The following is a 16,596-nucleotide window of genomic DNA, read 5'->3' as shown; positions in this document are numbered from 1 at the left end:
TACTTGTGATACCTCACTCATGCCCATCATAAATTAAGACCACTTATTACACATTCCGGACAAGTATCACGCGTTCCCTAATAGCTCAATTCATTTTTCAAACCTCTTCTTCTTCTTAGTACATGAAAACAAATTTTCTTCAGAAGTACATACTTCTGTTACTTTTAATTTCCCTGTTTCCTTTATACCGGTTAAGTGCACAAAACTGTGGCCCGGCCAATACCATTTACGGCATATCCAGCAGCGATCAGCGTACGCTGGTAAGAATTGATACCGCTACAGGTGTCGAAACCACCATAGGAAATGTTTTTGGCGGAGGTACCGCGGCGACAGATCCCGCAATGGGGACAAGTGCGATTGCAGTAGACCCTACAACCGGTATCATTTGGTTTAGTACCCGTACTCCGGCCAATATCTATTCTTATACACCCGGTGCAACGAATCCTTATGGTACGACTACCGCCGCCTTTGGCTTATCTGCAACCATGAATAAAGCAGCGTATAACCCCGCAGATGGAAATATTTATTTTCATGCCGGTGGAACATTAAACACCTTATATCGTTTTAATCCGGCGACACCAAATACTGCTCCCGTAGTTGTAGGCAATTTAGGGCTAACCGGAATTACCACAACTGCTGCCAGCTTTGGTGGCGGTGATATTGCTTTTGATGGTTTAGGCAACCTGACCGGGGCTTTTACAAGTCAGAATGTCCTGGCTGTTTTCCCGGCAAATTATGATGCAAACGGAACTTATTTGGGTATAAACCTGGCGCAAGGAACGGTAATCGCTAATTTTACGACTGCTGTGGCTTCTGTCGCATTTCTTCCGAGTGGAGATTATTTGTCCGGTGGTGGTACCGGTGTAATCCGGGTGAATACGAATACGGCGGCGCAAACAACACTTTCCGCCTTTGGAACTGCGGATTTCGCTTCTTGTGCGGCTCCAGTACCCAATGTAATTGTCCGTAAATCAGCAACAAGTAGCTGTACTGCAGCCAATCAGATTACCCTTACTTTTACTATTACGGTTCGGAACACCGGCCAATTTGCGGCTATTAATACCCATATTTTTGACCTCGTACCCGCCGGTCTTACCATTACCGGTGCCACCTTAAACGGTACTGCCATCCCCGGTGCCAATAATGCGCTATTCAATACCGGCAACGGCCCTTTGATCAGTTCTAGCGGAGCAGCCGCTTTTCAGAATGGTGTGATAGAACGTGGCGATAGTGCTACGATTGTGATCACTGCTACCGCGGTTCCCGGCACCTACAGCAACCAGGCAGGCGTATCTTATACCGGAGTGGAAAAACTGAATTTACCCAATGACAGGGTATCTTCCGATAATCCGGCAACGGCAACCGCAAATGACCCTACGATCATTACCGGTGGTTGTTCCTCCCTAACCGGCACGCTATTTAATGATAATGACGGCATGACCGATAATACCGTTGATGGTACCGGAATCGGTGTCGCCGGTACTACACAATTATATATAAATCTTGTGAATGGCAGTGGTGTGGTGATTGCCACTGTTCCGATAAATGCCAATGGCACCTATACCATACCCAATATTCCTGACGGTAACTTTACGGCGCAGTTAAGCAGTACGCAAGGCGAAGTAGGCCAGGCTGCCCCTGCTCAGCTATTACCCACGGGTTGGGTCGCTACGGGAGAGAGTTTTGCCGGTGTGAACGATGCCGTAGCCGGCGGTGGATTGGCCGTTGTGATCAGCGGTAATACCATCAATGCCAATTTTGGTATTGAGCGTTTACCCGAATCATACCCGGTGAGCTATAATCCTACCGGTGTGCCTACATTGACGACCCTTAATACGCAACCCTTACAGGGCAGTGATCCGGAAGATCAGGTTGCCCAAGGTTCGTGGAGCGGAAAGTCAATTGTAATCGATACTTTACCCACTAATGGGTATATTTTAAGGTATAATGGTATTGCGGTTACGGCTGGTACACCCATACCGAATTATAATCCTGCCTTATTAACCATTGCCCCCGGGGCAAGCTCGGCGGGTACAGGAACCACAACCTTTAAATATTCCACGATAGATGCGGCCGGAAAAAAAGACCCTACGCCTGCAGCCTATACGGTAACCTGGAGTATTCCATTACCCGCACAACTGCTGAGCTTTACCGGACGGGCGAGCAAAGACTGTAGTTTTAACCTAAACTGGAACACCGGTGTAGAAAATAATCTGAAACATTTTGCTTTGCAACGCAGTAATGATGGGATTATATTTGAGACCATCACAATTGTTGCTCCTAAAGGCAGAAATAGTGCTTATAGCTATACGGATAAGCAGGCAAAAGCAGATAAACAATATTACCGTCTGCATATTGTGGACCTAGACGATCTGTATCAGTATAGTAAGGCAATCTCTTTGAGTAATAATTGTCAGCAATCACTGAGTATATACCCGAATCCGGCACGGGATCAGGTAACCATCAACGGATTAACTAGTAATCAATCGGATATAAAGGTATATAATGTTGAAGGCAAGCTGATAATGAATAAAACCGTTAAAGGAGTGACCGTGACGCTGGATATTTCGACATTACCGAATGGTGTATATCATTTTGAAATCATCTCTGGAAATCAATCACAAACAATCGAAGTTCATAAAAGATAATATTCATTTTCGGACAACTGTAAATAATAAAGGAACCTGGGTCAAATAATGATTCAGGTTCCTTTATTATAATTAAATATGAAATCAAGCATATAGGCAACCGTTTTATTCGTCCTTTTGTGGCAACAAAAGGAAAGCACATTTTGGGCCATTTTTTCACAAAATGATTAACTATTTATACAAAATAAGCGGTTAACCTCACAAAATAGAAGATATAGTCGTGTGCAATTTGTATATATTTAAATGACATCTCTAATTGTCATTAAATCTTTAAATTGTAAATTATGAAAAAAATCTTTTTAGCTACACTTGCCTTAGTAGGCACTTATGGAATGGCAGAAGCTGCAAATGTGTTAACTGTTAATAATCTTACGGGATGTACTTATACATTAAGTATCTCCGGAGCCGGGTACGCAACTATCGGACCGGGTGTAACGATAATTAATTCATTTCCAACTGCAAATATCGATTTCGTGAAAATCATGTATACTTTTGGGGGAGGGGCTGTTACGCAAGTTAACGTCGGGATTACCCAACCTTACCACAATAGTATGGGACAACCAACACCCCCATGTATCACTGCATCCGGATCTACCTTGTTTACCGGCTCATGGGCGCAAGCCTCACCAACGGCTAATGCAGCATTGGTCATATTTTAAGTAAAAAAAGCCGAAGGCTTACAGCGCCCCCAAAAGTTAGACACTTATTGGGGGCTTTTTTATTGAAAAATATAGGGTTAAAGCCTGAATATGTAGCAACAATCCGCCTCAATATCGGCAGTCCTGTTCCCTGCTAACGGTTTTGATAGATGTGTCTGAATCCTCTGTACCTGTCCTGATTATTTCAATTGGGTAAGTCAGGGAACCTGCAGAGGTTTCCTTTGTGCACATTAATTATACTGTAGCCTTAATTTTTATGCCGTCTTTTAATCTTTATCAGATTTCTACCACTCAGTAGCAAACCGATAGTAGCAAAAATCATTACTAAAATATATGGCTCTCCCTTACGACACGAAGTCTGCGGCATTATTACTTTAAATTTAAAAATATCTGCTAATCCATCATTGAAAATTCTAATGACGCCTAGTAGTAAAGCGAATAAGCATATAAAGAAAATAGTCTGTTGAACTTTTTTGTTGTTGGTATCGTCTGTCATACTCGTTAATCAGTTGAGAAATTGCATTTGATATTTTGTATAATATTATAGTTGCTTTTTTTTTGTATCCAAATTTAATTTTTTTTATTTATTACATCTTTAAGGTGTATTACAATCTGTGCTCAACTCAGTTCACATTTTTATATGGGATGCCTGAACTCATTGAGTCGCTTATATTTTAATGATTCGACTTCCAGTTATAAAATGCGGGAAAGATTATTTATAGTAGCGGCCCAACACATCGGTACCTAACAAAATAATTACTTCTTTAGGCAAAATAGATTGATAACACATACAAAATTGCCCGATATGCGAATCTGCTAATGGTATATATTTGAGTATATCGCATTAGCGTATTCATTGTTAACCTTTAAGATTTTATTTTATGAAAAAAGTACTATTAGGATTATTGGCTTTAGCCGGTACCGCGGGTATTGCAGCTGCAAATACCTTAACAATTACGAATCTTACATCTTGTCCTTATACCTTAAGTATATCCGGAACAGGATCAGGCGGTGGCGGGGCAATGGTTGGCGCCGGTGCTTCCATAACGTATACTTCTGGTGCCGGGCTAAATATCGGTGCGATTAAAATTATGTATGTTTCTGGTACCAACTTTACCCAGGTTAATGTAGGGTATGGTTTCTTTTATTCAAACAGTATTGGTCAGCCAACACCTCCTTGCCTTACAGGTACCTATTTTACAGCAAGCTGGGCGCAAGCTAGTCCAACAGATAATGCAACATTGGTTATATTTTAAGATTCTTTAATGATTTCTTGCCAATAACAACAAAGCCCCCTGGCGCCAGGGGGCTTTGTTGTATGGATCACCTTTACTATTCACAAAATACTTGTGCCTGGTTTATTGTTTACCAATAATGTATCTGATCCTATATCATTTAGCAAATGATGCCCCTGCTTATGCCATCAGAAAAGCACACAACATTATCTTATGTCAGGATTGTAAGTAGTTGATTGTCAGATAACAAAATGAATAACCATTTTTACAAAAAGAATATATTGATCATACAAAATAGCTAGTATTCCAATGGGTGTTATGCATAACTTTAAATAATATTCCCGTATTCGGGTATTATTAACTTTTATAAAATAATATATTATGAAAAAAGTATTATTAGCAACACTCGCCCTTATGGGAACTTATGGAATTTCTAAAGCTGCAAATGTATTGACCGTAAACAATTTGACCGCTTGTTCTTATACCTTAAGTTTAGCCGGAGGTGGAATTGTAACGGTAGGCCCGGGCGTAACAACGTTTAATTCTTATCCTGCTACCAATATTACAGAGGCAAAAGTTGTGTATATTGTTGGAGGAGGAGCAACTAATGTTGGCTTTGGTGTTGGTATGTCCAATCCTTATGCTAACAGCTTGGGTCAACCAACTCCGCCTTGTCTTACCAGCTCCACATTCTTTACCGGTAGTTGGGCTCAGAGTGCGGCAACAGCCAACGCAACATTGATTATATTTTAAGGATATAGTACTTTGCCCCTTCAATAAACAAAGCCCGGTATCATTACCGGGCTTTATTGTGTAATCTTAGTTGCTGTTTCGGAATACTTCTTTCATGTAAATATGTACATCGCATGCNNGCATGCGATGTACATATTTACAGACTTGTCAATGGACTTACAAATTCCATCTGTGTAGTCTTAATTCTCCTTTATTATAGTTGTAATAAGTGGTGTGCTGTGCCGGATTACGTACATTGAAAGGATATGAATTATTTGTACTCGGATCGAAGTAGTACCATTCATTAGAATACTTTCTTCTACCTTGCCAAGATTCGTAGACGCCTGCAGAGTTGGCCGCTTTCATTACATCTTTCCAACCGGCATACCAGTCTTTTTCATAAGCCCCTACAGCGTATGATTTATACACACTTGGGTAGGAAGCCATCAGTTGTATCTCAAAACATCTTGGATGTGGATTATACATATCTGGGCTGAACACGGTAAATTCTTCATGGAATAACTTGCCGATATCATTTTTATGAACCGATTTGGAATGTGTGCCCGTTACGGTAGCATTTTCCCAATTTAATAAATCGGCACGGAAGGCTGCTCTGGCCACCCATACAAACACATAATCACTTTTACCGGTACCCTCATATCTTTCGTTGATCTTGAAATAGTGATGGGTCAGGTATTCATGACGATGGTTCGGGAAGGTACATTTATAAGGAACCATGGTTTGTTCCTCTTCCCGGATCAGTTGGGTTACGTTAGATTCATCTCCTGCGAAACCGTTTGAAATCAACAGTACCGGATTACCGATCACTTTTGACATATCTTCATTAAGGGTGGTGAATTTCGTCACATTACCATCTTTGATCCAAAGGGGAATATTATTGTCAAAATCGCTGAACTTTTCTTCACTGATCTCGAAAGGTGCGGCTACATATGCGGGCATATTAAAGTTAATAGTGCCATTGTTCGCAAATCTTACGAAAGGTGTATAATGCACATCGTACTTATACTTTTCCTGTACATAAGCTCTCCAGTTATTGCCATAAACCGAGAAATCGGAAAAACGGGCGTCAAAAACGGCATTAAAAATAGCATCAACCTGTGGTACTTCATCAGCAAAATTAAACAGGTTGTAACATTTGTTACGGGTGCTGTTTGTTTTTTGAAGCAACTGGTCTACTAACTGAGGATGATTGTTGTACATTTCCAGCAGTCCTAAGGTTAAAGCATATTCTACATAGTTATAGGCTTCATCATTAGCATCATCCGGGTTTTTTAGAAAATCATCTTCTTCAATCTGTGTACCGAAGTCATAAAAGGTGAAAGAAATGTTGTTGGATAGTGTACTTACTTTCGGTCGGGCCGCTTCGGGCATGGTCTCCTTATCTTTTTTACAGGAACTCAGGCTTCCTGCCATTAATAGGGCCAAGGTTGAAATCGTAAAGATTTGTTTTTTCATTTTGAAAGGTTTAAAAATTAAAAATAATCGCTTATTGTATGCTTAATTAGGGCTGAAACAGAAAGTTTCAAAGACTTATTGCTATAGGAGGGTGGCAGTTATATGATAAAAATGAAGCGTTTTCACGATCGTAAATTTTATCCATAAGCACAACTCAAAATTGAATAAGTACCGGATAAAGATATTGTTGCGCTATACCAAAAAGAAGGGGAAATCCCACAAATGTTAATTATTCTATATTATTATTTAACTTTTGATTATTGTGCGTAAAATTTCGTAAATGTATATTCTTATATATAGTGCTCTGAGCGCATACTGTGATTTAAAGCCCGGTAAATGCGATACCGTTTTCAATAATTCCTATGCGTTCAAAATAATTTTTCCTATGTTAACATAGGTTAACATAAATAGAAAAAGTAAGTCGTTCCTTTGCACTATAAGAAACTGGTATTAATTAGGACATGCCAAACTGGATGAAACCAATGTATCCCTAATTGAGCTAAACGTTATACAACAAGAGAGTGGGTATCTACCTGCTCTTTTTATTTTATCCTCTAGTTTGTCTTTAAGCAGCTCTTGCTCTTTGCCTTCCCTTAATAGTTAATTCATTATACAACACGCACTTTATATTTTATGTATACATATCATTTTTGTAAAATATAAAAAGGTGAATAAGAAGTGTGTTGTAAGTGAAATGTGTATTTCCTATAATGTTATTTTTGTATATACTTTGAGTAGTCATGAAGATGCCCTATAAAAGAGTGCATATCATATCGTTTACAATAGACACCGGGTTTTAATGGCAATGAAAAATATAGAATATGCGATTGTGGACATTGAGACCACGGGTGGCAATGCTGCAGGGAGTAATATAACGGAGATTGCCATTCTGATACATAATGGCAAGGAGCTTATCGATCGCTGGGAAAGCCTCATTAACCCGGAGAAAAACATTCCCTATTCCATTTTTGCTTTGACGGGTATCGATAACGACTTGGTAAAAGATGCGCCTGTTTTTAGCGCAGTCGCAGAGCAGGTTTTTAACCTTTTGGAGGGCCGGGTATTTGTGGCCCATAATGTCAATTTTGATTACTCTTTTGTACGTCACCAATTGGAGCATGCCGGTTATAAGTGGACTGCCCCCAAACTCTGTACGGTAAGGATGAGCCGTAAAATAAAACCCGGCTTGCGTTCCTATAGCTTAGGTAATCTTTGTGGCGACTTAGATATTTCTATTGAAAACAGGCACCGGGCCGGTGGCGACGCCGATGCCACAGCTGAGCTTTTTGAGAAATTATTGGCCTGGGATGCGCATAATGTGATTGCAGACATGCTTAAAAAGACTTCAAAGGATCAGCGGCTCCCACCAAATCTGCCTCCCGAATATTTTGAGGCGCTACCGGAGGGCACAGGGGTATATTATTTTCACAATCATGTTGGTAAAGCGATTTACGTGGGCAAGGCGGTAAACCTTAAAAAGAGGGTTGCTTCGCATTTTTCCGGTCATAACATCAGTCCCCAAAGGCAACATTTTTTACGGGAGATCTACTCCATTTCCTTTGAGCCTTGTGCGACAGAATTGATGGCACTACTTTTAGAATGCATAGAAATCAAGCGTTTATGGCCTGCTTATAACCGATCTTTAAAGCGCTTCGAGCCTAAGTTTGGCTTATTTCAGTATGAAGCCAGGAACGGTTATCAATATTTGGCTATAGGCAAACTAAGTAAGTTTCATCAGTGTGTGCACGTATTTGACCGGCAGTATGATGGCATTGTATTGCTTCGAAATTTGATCGATGAGTTTCAGCTGGATCATCGGTTTTGTAAATTCGGGTTACCATCAAAACCGGACCGGACAGAGGATGTTTTTGAGGAAGCAGCAGTTTTACCTGATCTGGCGGAATACAACGAAAGGGTATACCTGGCCCTCAGCGATCTGACACAAAGGCAAAAAAGCTTTATTATTATCGATAAGGGTAGGGTGGCAGAAGAGCAAAGCTGTATTTGGGTGGAAAAGGGGAACCTGTATGCTATGGGTTATATTGACGCCTATACACAGATTTCTGAATCGGAAGACCTTAAAAACAGCCTGACACGCTATTATGGTAACCACTATATGGCGCAGTTGATTCGTAACTACGTTGAAAAATATCCTCATAAAGTAATGCCTGTAGACAGGGTTATACTAAACGATAATCGTTATGCTGAATAAGTACCTAAGGTTATTCCCCGGTAAGATTAAGCTAAGGCGATGGATATCATATACATTAAGTACTATAAACTTCATTGAGAGATATGTGGGATTTCCCTTAGATATTGAACCGGAACCGTATTACATTTGCTTACTATCGAAAAATAAACAACAAAAAATTATTACAAAGTAAATGGTACCCCTCCTTTTAGGAGACATTAAAAATACTACGAACCTATTTAATGCTTTTCAACGATTGATTTTATCGAGGCTCCTTTCTAGGAGCCTTTTGTTTTTGGAATTTTTTTTAAGCTGCTTCCTATATAAGGATATTTATCTACGTAAAACGAGTTTGGGCCGGACGGATTGAAGGATTGTTTGCGTGCCATCTATAATCGTATAATAAGCGTTCTGTTTGCTACAATGGCGTTTTCTTTGTTTTATTAAACCGTAATGTGATTTTATTCTGTATTGATCATCAAGTATATGAAGATTATTGTTTCATTTTGCTCTAACAATGGGCCTTTTTCCCTTAAAGTACTCTATTTAGCTATAAATGTGGGAAATCCCTTATGTTCAATGGCTGCTTCTTTTTAGATTTGTATTACTATTGGTTTTCCAGGGGGGGCTCTAGAGAAATTCAGTAGAGCCCCTGTTAAGGGGCTTTTTTATTTCCCCGTTTTATTTCCCTGCTTCAGGATACAGTATCCTCTTTTTCAGCATTGTCCCTGTGTATTTTTAAAAAGGAATAAAATATAGCTAAATCACTTTCGCAAAATGAAAAGAGACTGATTGAATACAATCAGTCTCTTAAATCATAAACCCTTTCCTCTTATAATTATGGGCCTTGATTTTTAATCATAGGTAATCTTTTTACTATTTACTTTGGTAAATATTGCATTTTTTTTCTTATTTTTTTTAAATTTATCTCAAATATTTAATCTTATATAAGTAAATTAGTATTGTAAGGATTAAAAGTGTAATGCTCTCATTGACAATACAAAAGTGCTAAAAATTAATCAATCTAACAATCACCCTATAGGGTGAAATATAGGTTGATTTTTGAAATAGATACTCAAGCTATTGCTAAAATCTGGGTTTAAGCCATTTTGAATCTTTAAAAAATCGTTATATTGTCACTTTATACTATTTATTGGGGCGTTTTAATTGAAAATTTATTATTGTGAAGAAGACAAGGGTTAGCATTATAGAAGATAATACTGTTTTTAGGGATACTTTAATGCAGTATATAAGTTTACAAGAAGAATTTGAATTGGGTGTGCGTTTTTCGGCTGTACGTCCCTTTTTAGACGAACTGATGGGCAGGTATGAGGGCCAGACACATATTTTACTATTGGATGTAGGGCTTCCTGATATATCTGGTTTAGAGGCTATTCCGCTTATTATTGAAAAAATGCCGGATATTAACATCGTTATGCTTACGACATATGAAGAGGAAGATGTGATATTAAAGGCTTTGTGTTCGGGAGCCTGTTCCTATATCTCCAAAACGGCTTCCATGAGTGATATCGTATCTGCCTTGTACATCGTTGGTGAAGGTGGTTCTTATATGTCACCTTCTATTGCCCGCGAGATTGTTACTTATTTAATGGGCGGTAGGGTAAGTAAAGCAACCATTCTAACAAGCAGACAAAGAGAGATACTACAGAGACTTGTTGATGGCAAAACGTATGATGTCATTGGTACAGAACTATTTGTGTCTGTAGAAACGGTAAGGAGCCATGTGAAAAAAATGTACAAGATTTTGCAGGTTAATAATAAAACGGAAGCCATTGCTAAATACATGCGTGGAGAAATCAATTAAGATGTGGGTATATCGTGTTTAAGAGGTTTATTTTGAATGCACAAATTTTTTTTTAATATGCGGTGGATATATACTATTTTTTTGTGGCTTATTGCTTATAAGGCACAAGCGCAGTATCACTACATATCGCCGGAATATGATATAACACAGATTAAATTCAATACAAAAGGAGAAGATGTTTTTTTCTGGGATGCTATTGAAGACAATGAAGGATATATTTGGTTGTCCGGTAGCAAAGGACTCCATGTATATGACGGTTACAATGTAATCAATTACTCCAAGACCAATGCGGCCTATCCCCTGAAAAAGGACTCGTCTTTGGAGGTTTTTGGAAATATCCGTAAAGGAGCAGCAGGATTACTATATGTCCAGGAAGGTAGTTATCATAGCTTTATTTGTTTTGATCCTTATAGCCGTAAAGTGAAGTACCGCTATGAAACCAGGCATAAGAACAATAAAGGTTTTCATTTTAGGATGAGTATTTCTGATCGTAACGAAATAATGGCCGTAGCTTTTGATCGAGAAAAAGGAACATATTTTGTAAGAAGGGTAACCAATGATAAAAATGCGAAACAGGTATATAGTGGTTTGTATAACAAGGACGATATTTGGCATTTTGAATTCAGTTGTGGTTATCACTGGCTGGTCAATGATAACCAGATTCTCCGGATTGCCGCCGATGGCAGCCAAGTAAAAAGCTACCAGGCACCAGATAACAGGGGCGTTTTTAGAGTCTATTCCGATAAAGAACATTTTTTTTTCCTTGATCAAAAATGTAAAAATATCTATACATGGGATGCCCGGCAAGATAAAATGGTGCATTATATGACCTTGCCTGCTCTTTTCAATATAAACTATTCTAGTTCCGCTTTTTCATGGCAATGGGCTTCTGCTTTTGCCGTCAAAAATGATATGGTTTATATCGGTAATGATATATACTTTTATCTTATTGATAAAAAAGACCATAGCATACAGGATTTTTCCGGAATGTACAGTGAATTGCGTAAAGGGCAAAAGGGTTTGCCCTTCAATAATTTATTGAAAAAAATAATATTTGCAGGGAATAATACCTACCTGGTTAAAGATAAAGGAATGTATTCCTTGACAGAAAGACCCAAATCGGAAAATCCATTTTTCGTTGGAATTGATGCGGAAGTTTACAAAAAATACCCTTTGCTTAGTTTTAGGGGCTTGGCAGAAGATGACCAGAAAAATATCTATGCTTCTTTTTATAACGGATTGCTCATCAAACCGAAAAATGCAAACGATTTTCGGGTTTTCCCGATATCGAAGCAATTGTCATCCAAAGTGCAGTCCACTTATGACCTTAATTGTTGGAAAGGCTCTTTACTTTGGAGCAATCTTATATTAGATCTAAAAACCGGACAGTACGATTTTTTAGGAGATAAGAATGATCATAATCTAATAATGCATACCGTACAATGCCTGAATAAAGATACGATGTGGTTTTATCCCTGGGAATCAGGCAAATTGTTTCGCTATGACCTAGCGAGAAAAAAACTGATCATGCACCCTATGGACAAAAACCTAGGCAGTTTTGGAGAGGCTTTAGAAGAAATCAGCGATATAATTCCGGATGCCAGCGGAAATAACTTTTGGCTGGCTACCAAATTGAATGGTCTTGCACTAATGACAAAGGACGGAAAGCTATTAAAGAAATACGACCAGAAGTATTTCAAAATGGAACGTGACATAGGAGCCACCATCAATATGCTGTATCTTTCCAAAGAAGGGCTTTGGTTTGGCTGCGCCGGTGGTTTAGGATTGTTAAATACGCAGACTGGAACCTATAAGATCTATAAAAATCAATATAATAAGGACGGCAACCTGGTAGACCGGAATATTTATTCTCTGCTTGTAGATACGACAGGTAACTTTTATTTAGGTACGAGTTTCGGGATTTGCTATTTTGATGTTGTAAAGAAAAAATTTTATAACCTTCATGAAGATCACCCTTTAGCTGCCCTAGAATTTAACCGGGCTTCAGCGCTGAAAACCTCCGATAACCGTTATTACTTCGGCGGTACCAATGGTTTGTATTCTTTTCTTCCTTCTGAACTTCCTTTTAATCAGGAAGCGGTAATGCTTATCAGGCCTTTAAAAGTATCCAATATTATCGTCTTTAACAGTCAGAAGAAAAAATATTATTATCTGGGTGCCTGGAACAATCTGAGTAAAGAACTTGTTTTAGGACCTTTCGATAACACCATAACCATAGATTTTTCAGTGCCGGAATTCGGAAGGAGTGTTTATTACAGTTACCGGATTAAAGAGCAAAATGGACAATGGACAGATTATTCCTTGAATGGCAGCCTTTATCTGTATAACCTTAGGTCGGGAAGCTATACGCTGGAGATAAAAGCCTCTACCGATCTGAATGATGATAATGCACGCTACTTTCAAATCAATATCGTTATCCGGCAGGTATGGCACAGAATGATTTGGGTGCGTATTTTATTCTTGTTGGCTACCATCACGATTGTATCCTTATTTATGCGGCTCCGTTACCGACAAAAATTAAAGAGGCAACAATATCTTGCCAATCTGCGTACTAAAATCAGTATGGATCTGCACGATGATGTCGGAAGTATCTTATCAGGGCTGGCAGTGCAAAGCGAAATGCTGGGCTATACCAGTGCGCCGGAAAATAAAGGCGCGCTGGATTACATCAGCAGCCAGAGCCGGGATGCAATGGAGAAAATGCGAGATATAGTATGGTCTATGGATAACCGGAAAGATAAATACGAAAATATGATTGATCGCATGCGGTCATTCGCAGATAAAACGTTACCGGCACGAGGAATAAGATATGAATTTTCAATAGAAAGGGTTATTGGTGAAGCATTCATTAATCCGGAAAAAAGGCAGGCCATCTATCTTATTTTTAAAGAGGCCTTAACCAATATCGTGAAGCACTCCGATGCTACAAGAGTAGTGATCAAACTCATCAAACGAAAAGATATCCTTTATTTAAGTATTCAGGATAACGGAAAAAAAGAGACCGGTATCCCTACAGATGGCATGGGGCTTGATAATATGCGGCTAAGAGCCGATAAAATCGGTGGTGTACTGACAGCAATATATGATGAGGGTTTCCGGATAGAACTCAAAGTCTGAACCAATACAGATAAGCCTCTTTTGATTTTATAAATATGCAGGTTTTGTTCACTATTCGGGCAATATACAATCCCTGAATATTGGCTTCTTTACATCAAAATATTTATTTTTGCCTTAAAAACAGGATTTGTATACAAGAGAAGAAGCCGCAGCTATAAAAGAAACCTTTTGGAAAACCTTTGGGCAATATATGTCTTCGGTGCCGTCTGCAGAAGGACAAAAGATTAATTGGATTAATTATAAAACGGGGATCAAATACCTGAATTTTAAAACTGACGCAGATAGTAAGCATGCCCGTATTGCAATAGAATTATCCCATCCGGATCAAGGCATGCGTGCCTTAATGTTTGAACAGTTTACCCAGTTGAAAAAACTTCTGGAAAGCGCTTTGGAAGAACGATGGAATTGGGAAGAAGATGTGTTGAATGATTACGATAAAACGGTCAGCAGGATAGGATATGAACTTGAAGGCGTCAATATGTTTAGAAAAGAAGAGTGGAGCAGACTGATCTCCTTTTTTAAACCCCGGCTCATTGCCCTGGATGCTTTTTGGGCTGATGCCCAATATGGTTTTGAATTGTTTAAATGATTGAGATATATGCTGATACAAAAGGCCACAATATATTGTGGCCTTTTGTATGCATACAGGTTTTTTTATTCCCAATGTTTATTGATCTTTAGTACTTTTTCGATTACATCCCGTACACAACCCGAGCCGCCTTTTAAAGGGGAAATATAATGAGCAATGTTGCATACCTCTACGGCAGCATCATTAGGGCAGGTAGCAAGGCCACAAAATTGCATGGAAGGAATATCCGGCATATCATCGCCCATGTACAAAACATGTTCCGTGGTAATAGACAGTGCGGCCATTTTTTCTTTTAATAAAGCCAGCTTATCCTGTACGCCTATATGCACTTCTTGTATGCCCAAATTATTTAATCGTCGTTTAGAAGCATTAGAATGTCCTCCCGAAATGATCCATACATGGTATCCTTTTTTTACCGCCAGTTGCAGGGCATAGCCATCTTTGATATTCATTCTCCTCAGTAGCTCTCCTGTTTCCTGTACATGCAGCATACTGTCGGTCAGCACACCGTCAATGTCAAAAACAAATACTTTGATATGTTCAAATAAAGATAAAATATTCATAGTCTGATTAATTTCTAAAATAGTGTTCAATATAGTTCCGAGCCTGCTCTTGTGTGTAAAAAGAAAAGTTACGGTAACGATGGTGCACATCGATAATTTCGGCCAAAGCATCGGCAATAAGCTTTTTGTTTTGCCAATGTTGCTTTAAATCGGCACATACCGTTTCCAGGCAACCTTTTTTGTAGGCAATCTGCCCCAGTACATGAACTAGGGTATTGCGTACCCTGGCTTTGGTATCCTGCTCCAATACCCGCAATAAGGGTAAAATGTCTTCCGGATGGGTTCTTCCTCTTAGTTCGATACCATGTACAATCTCCCTGCGTATCTCATAATCTTCATGCTGTAAAAAGCGGGCTGCATAGGCCAATACCGGTACCGGATTCTTTTCACTCATTTTCTTAATAGATCCGATCACCGCGTTTCTTACTCTATGGTGAGGATCGAAGAGGCCCTTATCAAAAAAGAAAGATACCGCTTCGAAATCGAAACAACCGATTTCACCGGCAGCATTAATTACCGTTTGCCGCACCAGCGGATTCGTATCATCAAGCAACTGTTCTAAGCGCATAAGGGCATTTACCTTTGCTACAGCATTGCGTTTTGATACTTTACCCAAGGCAAGATAAGCATTTTTGCGGATGTAGGTATCCTCATCCTGCAGGTAGGTATAGGTTGTGTGCCATGTTCCCTGATGGGTTTCCTTTTCTATAAGGGCAGTCATTTCCCGGAACAAATCTGCACGAGCCTCTTTAGGTAAATCGTAATAGGCCATTACGAATACATTTTTAAAATAGAGGCACTAATACTTTCATAAACAGCAGCCCATTCGGGATGATCCTTTAGTAATCGGATATGCGCCTCCATCGTCGGGATATCCTTTCTGATAGCGGGTCCCGTCTGCAATTGTTCAGGCGGGTGTTGTTCCACTTGTTGCAGGGTTTGTGTAATAATAGGCAGCAGAAAGTTAAAAGGAACTTGTTGTTCCGCGCTGATTTTTGTACAAATGGCCAATAAGTGATTGGTGAAATTATTCGCAATAACCGCATTCAGGTGCATATATTGCCTTTGCTGGTAATTCACTGCGGTGCTGCGATCGGAGAGACGTTCGGCTAAGTAAAGCGCCTTTTGCAGCGCGGCTTCCTGATTTCCTTCTACGATTAGAGGAACGTCGCGGTGTTGTGGCAAGTTGTGTTTATTGATGGAATAAACGGGCCAGATGACCGCATTTTGCTCACTACAACCTTCCAGGATCGACAAGGGTTGCGAACCGGCACAATGCACGGCAAGTTTACCTTTTAAGGGTAGGGCATCTGCCAGCGCCGCGATTGCACTGTCTTTGACACAAAAGATGTAGACATCTGCCGTTGTATCAATGGCTTCTATTTGTTGTACGATCGGAATGCCGTAAGCCTGGCTTAATACCAGACCACTTTCCAGCGTCCTGTTGTATAGTTGTACGATGTTTATGTCCGGATGTGAGGATAATTGCTGTGCAAAAAAATGCGCGATATTACCCGTACCCAGCAGCACTACTTTCATA

Annotated in this window: 12 protein-coding genes; 8 read left to right on the top strand and 4 right to left on the bottom strand. The window is 39.5% G+C overall.

The window, feature by feature from the left end; genetic code table 11:
* The first annotated feature begins 122 nt into the window (after nucleotides 1–122).
* The 4 genes from DBR32_RS10005 (at nucleotide 123) to DBR32_RS09990 (ending at nucleotide 5,295) form a co-directional block, all read left to right on the top strand.
* A complete protein-coding gene (locus tag DBR32_RS10005) occupies nucleotides 123–2,648 on the top strand; it encodes a T9SS type A sorting domain-containing protein (RefSeq protein WP_124636171.1) in 2,526 nt (841 codons plus the stop codon).
* A 284-nt stretch (nucleotides 2,649–2,932) separates the two neighbouring features.
* Nucleotides 2,933–3,307, top strand: a complete 375-nt coding sequence (locus DBR32_RS10000; protein WP_124636170.1) for a hypothetical protein — start codon at nucleotides 2,933–2,935, stop codon at nucleotides 3,305–3,307.
* Between the two features lie 881 nt (nucleotides 3,308–4,188).
* Nucleotides 4,189–4,563: a hypothetical protein gene (locus DBR32_RS09995; RefSeq protein WP_124636169.1), complete on the top strand. Its 375-nt coding sequence runs from the start codon at nucleotides 4,189–4,191 to the stop codon at nucleotides 4,561–4,563.
* Between the two features lie 360 nt (nucleotides 4,564–4,923).
* The gene (locus DBR32_RS09990; RefSeq protein ID WP_124636168.1) at nucleotides 4,924–5,295 is read left to right on the top strand and encodes a hypothetical protein; all 372 of its coding nucleotides are present in this window, start codon (nucleotides 4,924–4,926) and stop codon (nucleotides 5,293–5,295) included.
* Between the two features lie 156 nt (nucleotides 5,296–5,451).
* Here the strand turns inward: DBR32_RS09990 and DBR32_RS09985 are convergent, their stop codons facing one another.
* On the bottom strand, nucleotides 5,452–6,750 hold the full coding sequence (locus tag DBR32_RS09985) for a hypothetical protein (RefSeq protein WP_124636167.1): 1,299 nt from the start codon (nucleotides 6,748–6,750) through the stop codon (nucleotides 5,452–5,454).
* An 805-nt stretch (nucleotides 6,751–7,555) separates the two neighbouring features.
* On the opposite strand from DBR32_RS09985, the gene DBR32_RS09980 reads away from it, so the two are divergent.
* From DBR32_RS09980 to DBR32_RS09965, 4 genes are all read left to right on the top strand, one after another.
* Nucleotides 7,556–8,962: an exonuclease domain-containing protein gene (locus DBR32_RS09980; protein WP_124636166.1), complete on the top strand. Its 1,407-nt coding sequence runs from the start codon at nucleotides 7,556–7,558 to the stop codon at nucleotides 8,960–8,962.
* A gap of 1,162 nt (nucleotides 8,963–10,124) precedes the next feature.
* Complete coding sequence (locus DBR32_RS09975) at nucleotides 10,125–10,766, top strand: response regulator transcription factor (protein ID WP_124636165.1); 642 nt, start codon at nucleotides 10,125–10,127, stop codon at nucleotides 10,764–10,766.
* Between the two features lie 81 nt (nucleotides 10,767–10,847).
* A complete protein-coding gene (locus DBR32_RS09970) occupies nucleotides 10,848–13,904 on the top strand; it encodes a histidine kinase (RefSeq protein WP_233559708.1) in 3,057 nt (1,018 codons plus the stop codon).
* 127 nt (nucleotides 13,905–14,031) lie between these two features.
* Nucleotides 14,032–14,493 carry a DUF4268 domain-containing protein gene (locus tag DBR32_RS09965; protein ID WP_124636163.1) on the top strand — a complete coding sequence of 154 codons (462 nt, stop codon included), beginning with the start codon at nucleotides 14,032–14,034 and terminating at the stop codon, nucleotides 14,491–14,493.
* 65 nt (nucleotides 14,494–14,558) lie between these two features.
* On the opposite strand, the gene DBR32_RS09960 is transcribed toward DBR32_RS09965, so the two are convergent.
* From DBR32_RS09960 to DBR32_RS09950, 3 genes are read right to left on the bottom strand one after another with little or no spacing between them, the layout of a single operon-like run.
* Nucleotides 14,559–15,056: an HAD family hydrolase gene (locus tag DBR32_RS09960; protein WP_124636162.1), complete on the bottom strand. Its 498-nt coding sequence runs from the start codon at nucleotides 15,054–15,056 to the stop codon at nucleotides 14,559–14,561.
* 7 nt (nucleotides 15,057–15,063) lie between these two features.
* Nucleotides 15,064–15,828 (bottom strand): HEAT repeat domain-containing protein, encoded by a 765-nt coding sequence (locus tag DBR32_RS09955; RefSeq protein WP_124636161.1) that lies wholly within the window; start codon nucleotides 15,826–15,828, stop codon nucleotides 15,064–15,066.
* Nucleotides 15,828–16,595 (bottom strand): Rossmann-like and DUF2520 domain-containing protein, encoded by a 768-nt coding sequence (locus tag DBR32_RS09950; protein ID WP_124636160.1) that lies wholly within the window; start codon nucleotides 16,593–16,595, stop codon nucleotides 15,828–15,830. Before DBR32_RS09950 ends, DBR32_RS09955 begins: the two co-directional genes overlap by 1 nt.
* Nucleotide 16,596: the final 1 nt, after the last annotated feature.

It is taken from the genome of Taibaiella sp. KBW10 (genome assembly GCF_003852495.1).
Lineage (GTDB): Bacteria > Bacteroidota > Bacteroidia > Chitinophagales > Chitinophagaceae > Edaphocola.
The sequence above is the reverse complement of the archived record's forward strand: the minus strand, read 5'-3'. Positions and strand labels throughout refer to the sequence as shown.